At 70.7% G+C, this 14,316-nt stretch carries 14 protein-coding genes and 1 pseudogene; 8 read left to right on the forward strand and 7 right to left on the reverse strand.

Annotated features, from left to right (window positions below; genetic code table 11):
- Nucleotides 1-9 precede the first annotated feature (9 nt).
- On the reverse strand, nucleotides 10-660 hold the full coding sequence (locus tag ACIPK3_RS13090; RefSeq protein WP_402569027.1) for a phosphoribosyltransferase: 651 nt from the start codon (nucleotides 658-660) through the stop codon (nucleotides 10-12).
- 102 nt (nucleotides 661-762) lie between these two features.
- Between ACIPK3_RS13090 and ACIPK3_RS13095 the strand changes: the two genes are divergently transcribed.
- Nucleotides 763-1,563 carry a polysaccharide deacetylase family protein gene (locus tag ACIPK3_RS13095; protein ID WP_402569029.1) on the forward strand — a complete coding sequence of 267 codons (801 nt, stop codon included), beginning with the start codon at nucleotides 763-765 and terminating at the stop codon, nucleotides 1,561-1,563.
- 25 nt (nucleotides 1,564-1,588) lie between these two features.
- On the opposite strand, the gene ACIPK3_RS13100 is transcribed toward ACIPK3_RS13095, so the two are convergent.
- On the reverse strand, nucleotides 1,589-2,599 hold the full coding sequence (locus ACIPK3_RS13100) for a DUF2278 family protein (RefSeq protein WP_402569031.1): 1,011 nt from the start codon (nucleotides 2,597-2,599) through the stop codon (nucleotides 1,589-1,591).
- Between the two features lie 154 nt (nucleotides 2,600-2,753).
- On the opposite strand from ACIPK3_RS13100, the gene ACIPK3_RS13105 reads away from it, so the two are divergent.
- The 4 genes from ACIPK3_RS13105 to ACIPK3_RS13120 all read left to right on the forward strand — a co-directional run bounded on the left by ACIPK3_RS13105 (nucleotide 2,754) and on the right by ACIPK3_RS13120 (nucleotide 6,329).
- The gene (locus ACIPK3_RS13105; protein WP_402569033.1) at nucleotides 2,754-3,194 is read left to right on the forward strand and encodes an SRPBCC family protein; all 441 of its coding nucleotides are present in this window, start codon (nucleotides 2,754-2,756) and stop codon (nucleotides 3,192-3,194) included.
- A gap of 40 nt (nucleotides 3,195-3,234) precedes the next feature.
- Nucleotides 3,235-4,182 (forward strand): RNA polymerase sigma factor SigJ, encoded by a 948-nt coding sequence (gene sigJ, locus ACIPK3_RS13110; RefSeq protein WP_402569035.1) that lies wholly within the window; start codon nucleotides 3,235-3,237, stop codon nucleotides 4,180-4,182.
- Between the two features lie 105 nt (nucleotides 4,183-4,287).
- Entirely contained in the window at nucleotides 4,288-5,493 is a 1,206-nt protein-coding gene (locus ACIPK3_RS13115; protein WP_402569036.1) for an NAD(P)/FAD-dependent oxidoreductase, read from the forward strand.
- A gap of 503 nt (nucleotides 5,494-5,996) precedes the next feature.
- A complete protein-coding gene (locus tag ACIPK3_RS13120; RefSeq protein ID WP_402569039.1) occupies nucleotides 5,997-6,329 on the forward strand; it encodes a helix-turn-helix domain-containing protein in 333 nt (110 codons plus the stop codon).
- A 46-nt stretch (nucleotides 6,330-6,375) separates the two neighbouring features.
- On the opposite strand, the gene ACIPK3_RS13125 is transcribed toward ACIPK3_RS13120, so the two are convergent.
- Both ACIPK3_RS13125 and ACIPK3_RS13130 read right to left on the reverse strand, forming a co-directional pair.
- Complete coding sequence (locus ACIPK3_RS13125) at nucleotides 6,376-7,143, reverse strand: hypothetical protein (protein ID WP_402569041.1); 768 nt, start codon at nucleotides 7,141-7,143, stop codon at nucleotides 6,376-6,378.
- A gap of 532 nt (nucleotides 7,144-7,675) precedes the next feature.
- Nucleotides 7,676-8,344 carry a TetR/AcrR family transcriptional regulator gene (locus tag ACIPK3_RS13130; RefSeq protein WP_402569043.1) on the reverse strand — a complete coding sequence of 223 codons (669 nt, stop codon included), beginning with the start codon at nucleotides 8,342-8,344 and terminating at the stop codon, nucleotides 7,676-7,678.
- A gap of 57 nt (nucleotides 8,345-8,401) precedes the next feature.
- Here ACIPK3_RS13130 and ACIPK3_RS13135 point away from each other — a divergent pair, with 57 nt between their 5' ends.
- The 3 genes and pseudogenes from ACIPK3_RS13135 to ACIPK3_RS13145 form a co-directional block, all read left to right on the forward strand.
- Nucleotides 8,402-9,850: an MFS transporter gene (locus ACIPK3_RS13135; protein ID WP_402569045.1), complete on the forward strand. Its 1,449-nt coding sequence runs from the start codon at nucleotides 8,402-8,404 to the stop codon at nucleotides 9,848-9,850.
- Complete coding sequence (locus ACIPK3_RS13140; RefSeq protein ID WP_402569046.1) at nucleotides 9,847-10,242, forward strand: cupin; 396 nt, start codon at nucleotides 9,847-9,849, stop codon at nucleotides 10,240-10,242. The genes ACIPK3_RS13135 and ACIPK3_RS13140 overlap by 4 nt, the downstream gene beginning before the upstream one ends.
- Before the next feature lie 2 nt (nucleotides 10,243-10,244).
- Nucleotides 10,245-10,548 (forward strand): annotated as a pseudogene (locus ACIPK3_RS13145) (transposase); the annotation flags it as partial.
- On the opposite strand, the gene ACIPK3_RS13150 reads toward ACIPK3_RS13145, so the two are convergent.
- From ACIPK3_RS13150 to ACIPK3_RS13160, 3 genes are all read right to left on the reverse strand, one after another.
- Nucleotides 10,543-11,577, reverse strand: coding sequence for a sulfotransferase (locus ACIPK3_RS13150; RefSeq protein WP_402569048.1), 1,035 nt, complete (start codon nucleotides 11,575-11,577; stop codon nucleotides 10,543-10,545). The pseudogene ACIPK3_RS13145 and the gene ACIPK3_RS13150 sit on opposite strands and share 6 nt — an antisense overlap.
- 72 nt (nucleotides 11,578-11,649) lie before the next feature.
- Entirely contained in the window at nucleotides 11,650-12,807 is a 1,158-nt protein-coding gene (locus ACIPK3_RS13155; RefSeq protein WP_402569050.1) for an XdhC family protein, read from the reverse strand.
- Between the two features lie 28 nt (nucleotides 12,808-12,835).
- Nucleotides 12,836-14,293, reverse strand: a complete 1,458-nt coding sequence (locus ACIPK3_RS13160; RefSeq protein WP_402569052.1) for an NCS2 family permease — start codon at nucleotides 14,291-14,293, stop codon at nucleotides 12,836-12,838.
- Nucleotides 14,294-14,316 lie beyond the last annotated feature (23 nt).

The raw sequence follows: 14,316 nt of genomic DNA on the forward strand, positions 1-14,316 counted from the left end.
CGCGCCTCCTCAGGGCTCCCGCACCGCGTCCAGCACGTCCAGCACATCCTCGTCGGTGAGCTGCGCGAAGTCGTCGTACCACTGGCCCACGGCGGCGAAGTCGTACGGCCGGTGGAGGCAGACCACGTCGTCGGCCTCGCCGCCGAGCAGGGCGAGGGCCTGCGGCGCGCCGACGGGTACCGCCAGCACCACCCGGGCGGGCGCGGCGCGCCGTACCCGCCGCAGGGCGGCGCGCGCGGTCGCCCCGGTGGCCAGCCCGTCGTCCACGACGATCACCGCGCGGCCGCGGAGGGCGGGCGCGGGGCTGTTGCGCCGGTAGCGCCGCTCACGGCGGTGCAGCTCGCGCCGTTCCCGGGCGACGACCGGGGCGAGGTCCTCCTCGGTCAGATGCAGTCCGGCCAGGCTCACCGGGTCGTAGAGCGGCGGCTCGTCGCCGGTGATCGCGCCGACTCCGAACTCCTCGTGACGTGGTGCGCCGATCTTGCGTACGACCAGCACGTCGAGGGGTGCCCCGAGCAGCCGGGCGACCTCGGCGGCCACCGTGACGCCACCTCTGGGCAGGGCCAGGACCACGGGGTCCGGCAGGGCGCCCGCGTCCCGCAGGTCACGGAGCCGGCCGGCCAGCTCCTGCCCGGCGTGCCTTCGGTCCCGGAAGCGCATGGGTCGTCCTCTCGACTGCTCGGCTGGAGGTCCGCCATCCCCTTCCATGGTCACCCCATGCCGTCCGCGAAGGCTTCTATACACTAAGTGTATAGTCCACGCATGCCTCAGTGGACCAAGAAGCTCGCGGAAAAGAAGACCAAGAGACCGGCGTCATGGTTGCGCGGTGCCGCGGTGGTATCCGTCGCCGTCTCGCTGGCGCTCACTCTGACCGGGTGCGGCAACGACATGACCGCGCCCAGTTCGGCACGCAACGCCGCGACCACGACCCAGGTCGCCCGGCTCGGCACCGTCGACTGCCGCGAGGTCAAGTGCATCGCGCTCACCTTCGACGCCGGACCGAGCGAGCACTCGGCCCAGCTTCTCGACATCCTCAGGGAGAAGCAGGTCCCGGCGACCTTCTTCCTGCTGGGCAAGCGGCACATCGAGAAGTACCCGGAGCTGGTCAGGCGCATGGCCGCCGAGGGCCACGAGGTCGCGAGCCACACCTGGGACCACAAGATCCTCACCGAGATATCCGAGGACCAGATACGCGACGAGCTGAAGCGGCCCAACGACGCGATAGAACGCCTCATCGGACGCCGCCCGACGCTGATGCGCCCGCCCCAGGGCCGTACGAACGAGACGGTGCAGCGGATCAGCCGCGAGGAGGGGCTCGCGGAGGTGCTCTGGAGCGTGACCGCGAAGGACTACACGACCACCGACTCCGCACTGATCAAGAAGCGGGTCCTCGACCAGGCGGGCCGGGACGGGATCATCCTGCTGCACGACCTCTACGACGGCACCGTGCCCGCCGTACCCGGCATCATCGACGCGCTCAAGGAGCGCGGGTATGTGTTCGTGACGGTGCCGCAACTGCTCGCACCCGGCAAGGCCGAGCCGGGCAAGGTCTACCGACCGTAGGTTCGCGGTCCGACCGGGCGGGGAGTCAGAAGACCAGCGTCCAGCCTTCCCTGGCGGCCTGGTCGGCGGTGTAGGAGACGCCGTCCACCTTCAGCCCCGCCGCGTCGAGCAGGGTGATCCGGCCGCCGCGGTTGCCGAGCTGGGCTCCGCCGGACAGGGGTACGGGCAGCGCGGCGCCCGGTGCGAGCGGTCCCGCGGGGAGCGGCGACCGCCGGCCGTTGGCGTCGGCGACATGCCAGCCGGTGAGGTCGACGGGGGCGGGCGAGGCGTTGAGCAGGGTGATGTTCTCGGCCTCGGGCGCCGGGCCTGCCGGGTTGACGAGAGCCGCGACGATGCGTACACGCCGGGAGCCCGGCGCCGGTCGCGAGGGGTCGGTGTCGTCGATGGGATGACCGGTGACGTCGTCCGTGTGCCAGGCCTGGTTCTGGAAGGCCAGGAAGACGGCGACCCAGCGGTTCCCGGCCGGGTGGCGGATGAGGATGCCGCCGTCCTGCCACACGCCGTCGTCCCTGCCGAAGCTGCCGCCGTTGCCCTGGTTCATATGGATGTCGTGGACGCCGTTGCCGGGCAGGAAGCCGAACACCTTGTCCTTGGTGGTCGGTTCGGGGCCGAACCGCTCGCCGAAGACGTACAGCCGGGCGTCCTGGTCCGCGACGGCCCGCCGCACCCAGTGGTCGAGCAGGTCGGCCAGGTCGTTGTCGGGGCCGGACGCGTCGGGCGGCAGGGTGCGCATGGCGGCAGGGTCGAAGCAGTTGCCGCGCACGAAGTCGAGGTTGGGTCCGGCGGGGCCCGGTCGGAGGCTGTTCCAGCCGCTGGGCAGGCCTTCCAGACGCTCCGTCACGGGATGCCGGAAGTCCTCGTCGACGAGATACAGCAGCTCGGCGGGCTTCTCCTGCGACAGTACGTTGACGGCGGCTCGGTAGTGCGTGCCCGTGTCGTCCGTGAGGTGGATCTGGTAGTGCGGGGTGTCCGCGGCGCCCTCGCGCCGGGTGTCCACGGCCCGCGTGATCAGTACGCCATAGGTGTGCAACGGCATGACGACCAACTCCCCCTGAGGGCAGGCGGTATGCCCGCCCGTACCAAGGATGGTAGGAGCGGCGGGCGGGACGGGACAGCGTCCGTCCGCCGAAATCTCCGGGCCGCCGTCGGCACGGACGAGCCGCGGCTTCCCAAAGACCTAGGATCGTCACGTGGCTACCTTCCACCTGGAACGCACGGCGCCGCTGCCGACGGACGAGGCGTGGCGTCGGCTCACGGAGTGGCCCCGGCACTCCCGCACGGTCCCGCTGACGCGAGTCGTCGTGATCACCGAACCGCCCACGCGCGAGGGCACCCGGTTCGTGGCCCGTACGGGGCTCGGCCCGCTGTCCTTCGCCGACCCGATGGAGGTCACCCTCTGGCGACCGCCCCGGGACGGCGAGCCCGGGCTGTGCCGGCTGGTCAAGCGCGGCCGGGTGGTGCTCGGCTGGGCCGAACTGGAGGTGCAGCCGGGGCCCGGCGGCGGTACCCGTGTGCTGTGGCGGGAGGAGCTCCGGGTCCGCGGACTGCCGGGGGCGTTCGACCCGGTCCTGGTCCGGGCGTCCCGGGCGGTGTTCGGGCGGGCGGTGGACGACCTGCTCGGTCGTCCCTGACGGGATACGGGACACGGGATACACGGGATACAGTCACGTCGTGGCCATGACCATGAGCGACGTCGACCGGTTCGAGGCATTCAGACACCGCCTGGAAGCCGTCGCCTACCGCTTGCTCGGATCCGCGAGCGAGGCGGAGGACGCCGTGCAGGAGACGTTCCTGCGCTGGCAGGCCGCCGACGTCGACCGTATCGAGGTCCCCGAGGCGTGGCTGACCAAGGTCCTCACCAATCTGTGCCTCAACCAGCTCACCTCGGCCCGCGCGCGCCGCGAGACCTACGTGGGACAGTGGCTCCCCGAGCCGCTGCTCGCCGGGGACCCGATGCTCGGCCCGGCCGACACCGCCGAACAGCGTGAATCGGTGTCGTACGCGGTGCTCACCCTGCTGGAGCGGCTGTCTCCTCATGAGCGTGCGGTGTACGTGCTGCGCGAGGCCTTCGACTACCCGCACCGGGAGATCGCCGAACTCCTCGACATCACCGAGGCGGCCAGCCAGCAGATCTTCCACCGTGCCAAGAAGCACGTCACCGACGGCAAGGCCCGCACCGTGACCGACGAGGCCGCCGTCCGGAGAATCGTCGACGAGTTCCTCGCGGCCGCCACCAGCGGCCGCACCGAGCCGCTCGTACGGCTGCTCACCGAGGACACCATCGCCGTCGGCGACGGAGGCGGGAAGGTCCCGGCCCGCGCCAAGGCGTTCGAAGGCGCTCTGGCGGTCGCGAAGTTCATGCGAGGGCTGTTCAAGCCGAGCGAGTCCAAGCGCCGTATCGTCGGCGGCGCACCCGAGATCCATGTCTCGACCGCCAACGGCGGCGACCCCGCTCTCGTGGTGGTGGTCGACGGCCGGGTCGTGGGCGTCATGTGCCTGGAGATCACCGCCGGGGGAATCGCCGCCTTCCGCAGCCAGGTCAACCCCGACAAGCTCGAACGGGCGACACATCGGTGGGCGTCCAGCGACCACGGCGATCCCGCACTCAGCGTGCTGTGATGTGCTTCACATCGAACTCCTGTCAGGAAACGGCGGGCCGTCCGGTTCAGAGGGCGACCCACTGAAGAGCTGAAGAGCTGAAAGGCTCGAGTCAGGAGACAGGAAATGCAGCACCGCATCGTCGTCCTCGGAGCCGGATACGCCGGAGCCGTCGCCGCCGGCCGACTCGCCAGGCGGCTGCGCCGCGAGGATGTCCAGATCACTCTCGTCAACGCCGAGCCGGACTTCGTCGAACGCGTCCGGATGCATCAGCTCGCGGTCGGACAGCAGCTGACGCCCCGGCCGCTCGCCGAGATGTTCGCCGGCACCGGTGTCGAAGTGAGGCTCGCGAAGGTCACCGGCATCGACGTCGAACGCAGGACCGTCGCCGTCACCGGCGCGGACGGCGGCGGGACCCTCGACTACGACACCCTCGTCCACGCCCTCGGCAGTGCCTGGGACGACCAGGGCGTCCCCGGGGCCGCCGAGCACGCCCACGAGATCGCCGGTCGGGCCGGAGCGCTGCGGCTGCGCGATCGCCTGGCGCGCACGGCCGCCGGACAGTCCGTGGTCGTGGTCGGCGGCGGCCTCACCGGACTGGAGGCGGCGGCCGAGATCGCAGAGGCCCGCCCGGATCTCGATGTGGCCCTCGCCGCCCGCGGCGCTCTCGGCGACTGGCTCTCCCCCAGGGGCGCCCGGCATCTGCGCACGGTCTTCGACAGGCTCGGCGTCACCGTGCACGAGCACGCCGACGTCACCGACGTCGGCACCGACCGCGTCCACACCGCCGACGGCAGGTCCGTCCCGGCCTCGGTCACCGTGTGGACCACCGGCTTCGCCGCCCACCCGATCGCACGGGCCACCACCCTCGAGGTCACCGGCTCGGGGCAAATCGTGGTCGACGGCAGCATGCGCTCGGTCTCGCACCCGGACGTCTACGCCGTCGGCGACGCGGCGCTGGCGACGGGGGCCGGCGACAAGCCGCTCCGCATGTCGTGCGCCTCGGGCGTGCCCATGGCATGGCAGGCGGCCGATGCCATCGCGGCACGCCTGACGGGCGGCAGGCTCCCGCACACGACGTTGCGCTACTTCAACCAGTGCATCTCGCTGGGCCGCAGGGCGGGCCTGATCCAGTACGTCACCGCCGACGACCGGTCCGTCCGGGCCGCCCTGACGGGACGGCTCGCCGCCGTCTACAAGGAACTGGTCTGCAAGGGCGCGGCCTGGGGCGTCGCCAACCCGACGCTCGGCATGCCCACCCGGCGCCGCGGCGTCCTGCCGGAGCCTGCCCGGACGGCTCAGTCGGCCCCGGCGGCCGGGACGACGGTCTGATCCGGCGATGCCTGGCCCGACCGGCGCCGCGTGTGAAGAGCGCCGCGGGCGACCTTGGGTGGCCTTCGTCGGAATGGGCAGCGTGGGCGACCTCGGGTGGCCCCGCCGACCCGGCACAAGTGACGGCCGCGCGGCGCGTCGCGGCCTGTTGAAGGGTTGGCGGACGGTCACGCGGGCCGAGGCAGGTCACGGACCGAGGCGTCCGTGCAGCACCCAAGCGCCCGCGGCGCAGCCGTGCCCCGCGTCAGAGCAGGCCGAACTTCTCATCGAATGGCGCAGACGAAGCCGGAGACGGCGTGGACACCGGCACCGCCCCTCCTCCAAGTAGGTGACTTTGCGTCAACTGCTGTTGCGGCGAAAGCGCAGGTCACACGCCTGTTCAGTAGGGCAACCCGGGAAGTTTCGGAGACTTTTTGCCCCAACTGAGTTTTTAGCTACAGCTAAAGATGGCATCCTCGTAGAGAGGCAACACATGTTGCCATGGCATGAGTTGGGGGTAGAGCGTGAGCATTTTTGCTCGTTCTGAAAGCAACACGGACTTAGCGGCTGCCCGGCTGGCCCGGCAGGCCTCTGCTTCACTGGCCGGCCTGCTGGCAGGCCTGGGCCGGTCCCGCTCCGACCTGGCGAAGGCCATGGGGGTCAGCCCCGGGCGCATCAGCCAGATCATGTCCGGCGACGCGAACCTGACGGTGCGCACCCTGGCCGCGGCCGCAGAGGCACTCGACGCCGAGGTGGAGATCACTTTCCACCCCCGGCCACGCAGGACGGGCACCAAAGACTCCGACGGCAGGGACTCCTCACCGCTCAGGAGCGCAGGACTCAGGTCCTATCACTGAGCAGTGCCCCGCCGTTCTGTCCGAAAGTCGCTCCGCTGCACCAGTCCTAGGACTTCGTCTCCTGCTTGCGCGCACGCCAGCGGCCCAGGAGTGAGCGCTGTGGCGGCAGTTGAGGACTGTGGAACGCATCGTTCGACGTTGCCTTCTCACGCAGCGCAGTCAGCTGCGCATATTCGCTACGCCGTCCGTGGACATGGGCGAAGAGCAGCAGGTGACCGCACTGCGCTCGAGCTTCCGCGAACGCGCGGCGCTGACGGATGGCCTCGTCCTCGCTCAGCTCACGCGACCACGGCATGCCGGGCTCCCGGCAGTCGTCGGCGATCCTGGTCTGCACTTCCAGGGCCGCATCGAGCGCCTTTTCGGCATCGGTGTACAGGGCGTTGACGGTTTTGACGTCACCTGCGAGCTCATGCCGATCCAGCAGGTACAGCTTGAGGTCGTAGACGAACACCCGCAGTTGCGCCGAGCTGTGGATGCCCTCGAGGAACGTGTCGGACCAAGCCCGGGCGTCCAAGTGCACCCGGTCGATCAGTCTCTCCCTGACCAGGGCGATACCCAAGGTCATGAACTTGATGTACGGCGGCGTCCCCTCTTCCTGCTTCCGCCTCGGCACCGCGGCGGCTCCCGTGGCGACACCCGCCACCACAGGCGGAAGAGAACCGGCGTGAGGCAGCAGCGCGGCCGCGGCCACCGTCACGCCGCCCAGCATCCCCAGCATGAGAAACAGCAGACCGACCGACTGCCGGCTCCCCAGCAACCGTCCTCGCCGGGAAAAATCCCGCAGGAGCCCGATCCACGCGATGGCGGCACTCACCGCAGCAGGTAACGCGTAACGGCCAACCCAGACGTGCTCGTGCCACATTCCCGACGGTCCCCTCGACGTCCGCAATCAAGCAGGGACAACCGTCACCACACACAGATGAAGCCGGTCCTTCCCTCGGCGCGTTCACCAGCGCCTTCCCCACACAGCAGCCGTCGGCAACGAGGCCGCCGCGAGTAGGGCCGATGATGTCACTCAGCACAACCTCAAGCAGTCACTTTGCGCAACAATTGGCCACCACCGGCAGCACCCTGCATCCGCAGAGAAACGACGGAACACGGCTGCTCCCGGCGGCAAGGACGAGTGCCGCAGCAGGGGAAAGGGACTCGCGCACCAACTCGCCAGGGGCTACACCCCCACCGACAACGCCCGCGTGGACACACACCCGGAGACCCTGCTCGCCATCCTGAAGACCAGCCCGGCCCGGAAGCCAAGCGGCTCGATGACGTGCAGCCCGATCCCGCGCTCGCGCAGTGGGGAGTGTCCGGCCAAGGGCCAGGCGCACATCATCGGCGACGGAAAATCGTCAGCGGATGGCGAGAAGGCCATCCACCAGAGCTCGGAGCCCGTCGAGGTAAGTGTCCTCGCCGGTCAGCGGTACCCAGCGGTCCGCGATCTGCGCCAACCGGGGCAGCTCACCCGGATCGAGATTGCCGAAGGCTTGCTCCCGGTAGGTCCCTCGGTCGTCGTCTGCACGCCGCCGGGCCGCTGTCGCCCGGACCACGATCTCTCCAGCGGTGTAGTACCAGATCGCGCGGTAACCGTGCACGGCCCGCTCGGGGGACAGTCCGCATTCGACCAGGCCGTCGACGATCTGCTCGACAAACCACAGCGCCGACGTGGACATCAGGTCATCGGCGGTCAGCACTTCCACGATCCAGGGACAGGCGGCGAGCGCCTCGTGGATCGCGGCGGCGGCAACGACGATCCGCTCGCGAGGACGGACGGGCAGTTCGGGTCGACGCAGCGCCTGCGCCGCGTAGTCGTCCAGCAGCAGGACGAGCAGTTCTTCCTTGTTGCGGACGTGGTGGTAGAGCGCCATCGGTGTGCTGCCGATCTCCGTGGCCAGCCGCCGCATGGTCAGCCGGTCCACGCCTTCCTCGGTCACGATCCGGCGGGCCGTCCTGATGACCTCCTCGCGGGATATACGGGGAGGTCGGCCAGGGGACTTGCGCGGTGCGGACGGCTGCGGCATGCCCCCATCATTCCCCAGGTGTCGACAACGGCGATCCCCTGACGCTAGTTTCTGTACATGTATAAAAACTTAGTGGGGCGACCCGGGGTGGTGCTGGCGACGGCGGCCGTCGCCCAGTTCGTCATCGCCCTGGACATGTCGGTGGTCAACGTCGCACTGCCCGCAATCCGCACCGCGCTGGGATTCGCGCCGCTCGACCTGTCGTGGATCGTGCACGTCTACGCGCTCACCTTCGGCGGACTGCTGCTACTGGGGGGTCGGGCTTGTGACCTGTACGGTCACCGTCGGCTGCTTGTGGGGGGCCTGGTCGTCTTCGGGCTGTGCTCGCTGATGGGCGGCCTGGCCCAGGCGCCCTGGCAACTGATCGCAGCCCGCGCCGGTCAGGGCCTGGGTGCTGCCGCGGCCGCCCCGGCCGCGCTGGGCATGCTCACCACCACGTTCCCTGAGGGCCCTCGGCGTGTCCGGGCGCTCGGGGTGTGGAGCGCGGTGAACGCCGCAGGGGGAGCGCTGGGGGTCCTGGCCGGTGGTCTGCTGACCGAGTACGCGGGTTGGCACTGGGTGATGCTGGTCAACCTGCCCGTCGTGGCGGCGGCTCTCGCGCTGGTTCTGGCAGGCGTGCCCGCCGGAGCACGGCCCGACCGGCGCGAGAGGCTGGACGTGCTCGGCGCTGTCCTGGCGACCGGCGGAGTCGGGCTGCTGGTGTTCGGTGTCGTCCGCACCGACGCCCGAGGTTGGGGATCCCTGGCCACCGTGGCGACCCTCGCCGTTGCGGCCGCGCTCCTGGTCGCCTTTGCCTTCGCCGAACCCAGGGCCCCCGCGCCGTTGCTGCGCCTCGGCCCGCTGCGCAGTCGCTGGGTGGCCGGCGCCAACGTGCTGGTTTTCTTGGCCGCGGCCGGGCAGTTCACGGCGTTCTACTTCGTGTCCCTGTACATGCAGCAGGTCCTGGGCATGGGTGCCGCAGCGACCGGCGCCGCGTTCCTGCCGTTCTCCGTGAGCCTGGTCGCGGGCACCATCATCGCGACCCGCGTCACCACGGCGCGCACCCCCCGAGCCGCCCTGGTGCCCGGCGCTCTGCTGGCCGCCGTGGGCCTGGCCTGGCTGGCCTTCATCAGCCCCAGCGGCGGCTTCCTCACCGACGTGCTCGGTCCCTGCCTCATCACCGGCGTCGGCGTCGGACTGGTCCTGGCCCCGGTCGCCGCCGCCGCGACCACCGGCGTCGCCTCCCGCGAGGCCGGCATGGCCTCCGGCCTTTTCAACAGCTCCCGCCAACTCGGCGGCTGCGTCGGCCTGGCCGCCCTGGCCACCATCGCCGCACTACGCACCGGCCCCGCCACTGACCCCGCCTCCCTCAACGACGGCTATGCCCTGGGCCTGGCCGTCACCGCCGGCCTCTTCGTACTCGCGGCAGTCACGGCGATCGGGGTGTTGCCCCGAGGCCAGGCCGTCCTGCCTGACCCGCAACCCGCCGCCCCCACAAAGAACCGACTGGAAGGAACGCCGTCATGACGACGACCCCCATCGACCTGTTCGTCTCCGCGCTGCAGTTCCGCCCCGACGGCGATGTCCGAGCCGCCGAACGGCAGATGACGAGCAGCGACTCCGGCGCCTGGCAGGTCACGACGTTCCGCGTGGAGACCGACGTCGTCGTCCACGCCGACCACTGGGAGATGCACCCGGAGGCCGAAGAGGCGGTGTGCTGCCTGACTGGCGGCGTCCGAATTCACTTCCGTGCCACCACGCCCGGTGGCGCCGAGGACATGGTGCAGTTGCAGGCAGGCACCGCAGTGATCGTCCCCCGCGGCCGCTGGCACCGCCTGGAGCTGAACGCCCCCAGCGACCTGATGTCGATCACCCTTCGCCAAGGCACTCGCCTCGAAAAGCGCGCCGACACTCACTGACCGGGAGGTGGCCCCGGCTGCACGAGGTACTCCTGGCCAAGCTCCGCAGCGCGAACACCCTGGACTTCTCCCGGTCGACGGTCGACGGCTCCCACATCCGGGCGTCAAAGGGGGCTTCAAGACGGACGAAGCCCCGCCGACCGAGGCAGAACAGGAAGTAAGCACCACCTGATCACCGACGCCACCGGCATCCCGCTCGCCGCCACCCTGACCGGCGGCAACCGCAACGACGTCACCCAGCTGATCCCGCTCCTTCAGGCCGTACCGCCGGTGAGGGGCAAGCGTTGGGGGGACGGGCGGTCACGGACCGGGGCGTCCGCGCAGCACCCGAGTGCCCGGGGCGCAGCTGTTCCGCAACTCTTCGAACTCGGTGCCCGACAGCCGCCGGGCGGAGCCTCGTCGGGAGTGGTCGAGTACGGCGGACGCGCTGCGCAGCCACTCCGGGGTGGCGGCGACGCCGACGAAGCCCGCCAGGCGGGTCAGTTCTTCCGCGGGACGGTCGAGGAGGTCCTCGTAGGCGAGCGTGGTGCCCCGGCCCGCGGGCAGCCGGTCGAGGAACTCCGCCCCCTCGGTGACGAGTTCCGACCACAGGGTGCCGAACGTCCGCAGCGGGACGTCCCGGTCGCGTACGAGCGCGGGATCGAAGCGCTCGGCGAGCAGGGGTGAGAGGTCCGCGGGCAGCACGCGGACGTGGTCGTCGGTCAGGTCGGCGAGACTGGCGATCCCGGCCCGTTCCTTGATCTCGCGCAGCAGGGAGATCGTGCGGTATCCGGGATGGCGGCTCATGGACAGGGCGCAGTCCGGCCCGTCCCTGAACATGTGCACGAACCTGGCCTCCGGGAACGCGGCCCGCAGTCCTGGCGCCCAGCCGGTCGAGTAGCCGGAGCGTTCCACGACGGCGGTCCGTCCGAACCGTGCGCAGAGCGCACCGAACAGCGCCCGATGGTGCTCGGCGGCGGCGCGTTGGGGCCACCGGGACACCGTCGTGCGGAGTTCGTCGAGGAGCCCGTCCGGGTCGTCGGTGAGGTGGGGCAGCACCATGAGGGAGAGCGCGGGCACGCCCGTGGTGTCCGCCGTGTACCTGCCGGGGCGGCGGGTGTAGAGGAACTCGGGCAGCGGCAGCCCGCTGCGGATCATCCGCTGGAAGTGCGGGGCGGGCCGGAACAGCGACTGCCAGAACCGTTCTCCCGTCACCTCGCCGTCCGGGAAGGCGGCGTCGCCCACGGAGGCCATGAACTCGTTGAGGCTCAGGATGTCGGGATGGGAGTTGAGGATGCGTGACAGCGCGGTCGAGCCGCTGCGTCCCGTACCGATGACGAAGGTCAAGGAACGCATGGTCACCCTCCGCGGCTTAGCGACATCCAGGAGCAGGTCTCGGCCGCAGCGTATCCCCTGGCCCGTGTCGGCCTAGGCCGCCGACCCCCTCCGTCCCACCCGCGCCGTCACCGGCACCGGGTCGTGGTGGATCGGGGTGTGCGCGCCGGTGAGGGAGACGCCGGTGCCACCGCGGCGGGCGGCGACGATCTCCGCGGCGATGGACAGGGCCGTCTCCTCGGGGGTGCGGGCTCCGAGGTCGAGGCCGATCGGGGAGCGCAGACGGGCCAGTTCGAGTTCGGTGACGCCGACCTCGCGCAGGCGTTCGTTGCGGTCCAGGTGGGTGCGCCGGGAGCCCATCGCACCGACGTAGGCCACCGGCAGGCGCAACGCCAGCTTCAGCAGCGGTACGTCGAACTTGGCGTCGTGGGTGAGCACGCACAGGACGGTACGGCTGTCGGTGTCCGTGCGTTCCAGGTAGCGGTGGGGCCACTCGACCACGATCTCGTCGGCGTCGGGGAAGCGGGTGCGGGTGGCGAACACCGGGCGTGCGTCGCACACGGTCACGTGGTGGCCGAGGAACTTGCCGACGCGGACGAGCGCGGAGGCGAAGTCGATCGCCCCGAAGACGATCATCCGGGGCGGTGGCACCGACGACTCCACCAGCACGGTGAGCGGGGCGCCGCAGCGGGAGCCCCGTTCGCCGATCTCCAGGGTGCCGGTGCGGCCCGCGTCCAGGAAGGCGGCCGCCTCGGCGGCGATGGTGCGGTCCAGTTCGGGGTGGGCGCCGAAGCCGCCGTCGTATGTGCCGTCGGGGCAAACGAGCAGGGCACGGCCGGTGAGTTCGGGCGGCCCGGACACGATCCGGGCCAGCGCGGCCGCCCGCCCGTTCGCGGCGGCGGCCAGCGCGGCCTCGGCCACCGGGCGGGCGGGGTCGGCCGCCCGTACCGGGGTGACGAGGATGTCGATGACGCCGCCGCAGGTGAGGCCCACGGCGAAGGCGTCCTCGTCGCTGTATCCGAAGCGCTCCAGGACGGTTTCGCCGTCATGGAGCGCCTGCCGGCACAGTTCGTACACCGCGCCCTCCACACAACCGCCGGAGACCGAGCCGACCGCCGTGCCGTCGGCGTCCACCGCGAGGGCGGCGCCGGGTTGGCGCGGGGCGCTGCCGCCGACGGCCACCACCGTGGCCACGGCGAAGTCACGGCCCTGCGCGGCCCACCGGTTCAGCTCCTCGGCGATGTCCAGCATCTCTCGGTCTCCTTGGCAGCGGTGAGGGTCAGTGCACGCCCAGCCAGCCCTCGATGGGGTTGAGGGCGAAGTAGACGAGGAAGATGGCCGCGAGGCCCCACATGAACGCCCCGATCTCCCGTGCCTTGCCCTCGGCGGTCTTGATGGCGACCCAGGAGATGACACCGGCGGCGACGCCCGTGGTGATGGTGTAGGTGAAGGGCATCAGGACCACGGTCAGGAAGACCGGGATCGCGGTGGCGCGGTCGGCCCAGTCGATGTGCCGGGCGTTCATCAGCATCATCGCGCCGATGACCACCAGGGCCGCGGCGGCGACCTCCTGCGGGACGATCGCGGTGAGCGGGGTGAAGAACAGGCAGGCCGCGAAGAACAGTCCGGTGACTACCGAGGCGAGGCCGGTGCGGGCGCCCTCGCCGACGCCGGTGGCGGACTCGATGAACACGGTCTGGCCGGAGCCGCCGGCGACACCGCCGATCGCGCCGCCCGCGCCGTCGATGAACAGGGCCTTGGACAGGCCCGGCATCCGGCCCTTGTCGTCGGCGAGTCCGGCTTCGGTGCCGACGCCGATGATGGTGGCCATGGCGTCGAAGAACCCGGCGAGCACCAGGGTGAAGACGATCATGCCGACGGTCATCGCGCCGACCTGGCCCCAGCCGCCGAAGTCGACGTGTCCGAAGAGCGAGAAGTCGGGCATGGAGACGGCGCTGCCGTGCAGTTCGGGGGCGCCGTTGGCCCACTGCTTCGGGTCGATGACGCCGGCTGTGTTGAGGATCGCGGCGACGATCGTGCCGCCGACGATGCCGATGAGGATGGCGCCGGGGATCCCGCGGGCCTGGAGCATGAAGATGGCGAGCAGGGTGGCGGCGAACAGCAGTACCGGCCAGCCGCTCAGTTCGCCCGTGGGGCCGAGGCTGACGGGGACGTTCTTGCCCTGGTGCACGAAGCCGGACTTGTAGAAGCCGATGAGGGCGATGAACAGGCCGATGCCCATGGTGATGCCGTGCTTGAGCGGGAGCGGGATGGCGTTCATGACCATCTCGCGCAGGCCGGTGACGACCAGGAGCATGATGACCACGCCGTAGACCACGCACATGGCCATCGCCTGCGGCCAGGTCATCTGCGGGGCGACCTGCGCGGAGACGACGCCGGAGACGGAGAGGCCGGCGGCGAGGGCGAGCGGTGCCTTGCCGACGAAGCCCATGAGCAGCGTGGTGAGGGCTGCGGCGAAGGCGGTCGCGGTGATCAGCGCCTTCTGGCCGAGGGTGTCGCCGGCCGCGTCCTTGCCGGACAGGATCAGGGGGTTGAGCAGGAGGATGTACGCCATCGCCATGAAGGTGGTGATGCCGCCGCGCACTTCACGCGGGAGGGAGGAACCTCTGTCGGATATGTGGAAGTACCGGTCGAGCCAGGACCGGCCGGCCGGGACGCGGGTTCCTTCTCCCGCGTCCTCGGCGGTGGTCCTGGGTTCCACTGACTGCTGGGTCATGGGGCCATCTCCCAAGGTTCATA

It is taken from the genome of Streptomyces sp. NPDC086787, from assembly GCF_044745865.1.
In the GTDB taxonomy this organism is placed as follows: Bacteria; Actinomycetota; Actinomycetes; order Streptomycetales; family Streptomycetaceae; genus Streptomyces.

Bases quoted from the DNA above. Each gene is read 5' to 3' on its own strand.
- ACIPK3_RS13130 (WP_402569043.1), bottom strand. From the start codon at position 8,344: ATGCCGCAGCCGTCCGCACCGCGCAAGTCCCCTGGCCGACCTCCCCGT.
- ACIPK3_RS13160 (WP_402569052.1), bottom strand. From the start codon at position 14,293: ATGACCCAGCAGTCAGTGGAACCCAGGACCACCGCCGAGGACGCGGGA.
- ACIPK3_RS13135 (WP_402569045.1), top strand. From the start codon at position 8,402: ATGTATAAAAACTTAGTGGGGCGACCCGGGGTGGTGCTGGCGACGGCG.
- ACIPK3_RS13155 (WP_402569050.1), bottom strand. From the start codon at position 12,807: ATGCTGGACATCGCCGAGGAGCTGAACCGGTGGGCCGCGCAGGGCCGT.
- ACIPK3_RS13150 (WP_402569048.1), bottom strand. From the start codon at position 11,577: ATGCGTTCCTTGACCTTCGTCATCGGTACGGGACGCAGCGGCTCGACC.
- ACIPK3_RS13115 (WP_402569036.1), top strand. From the start codon at position 4,288: ATGCAGCACCGCATCGTCGTCCTCGGAGCCGGATACGCCGGAGCCGTC.
- ACIPK3_RS13100 (WP_402569031.1), bottom strand. From the start codon at position 2,599: ATGCCGTTGCACACCTATGGCGTACTGATCACGCGGGCCGTGGACACC.
- ACIPK3_RS13140 (WP_402569046.1), top strand. From the start codon at position 9,847: ATGACGACGACCCCCATCGACCTGTTCGTCTCCGCGCTGCAGTTCCGC.
- ACIPK3_RS13090 (WP_402569027.1), bottom strand. From the start codon at position 660: ATGCGCTTCCGGGACCGAAGGCACGCCGGGCAGGAGCTGGCCGGCCGG.
- ACIPK3_RS13095 (WP_402569029.1), top strand. From the start codon at position 763: ATGCCTCAGTGGACCAAGAAGCTCGCGGAAAAGAAGACCAAGAGACCG.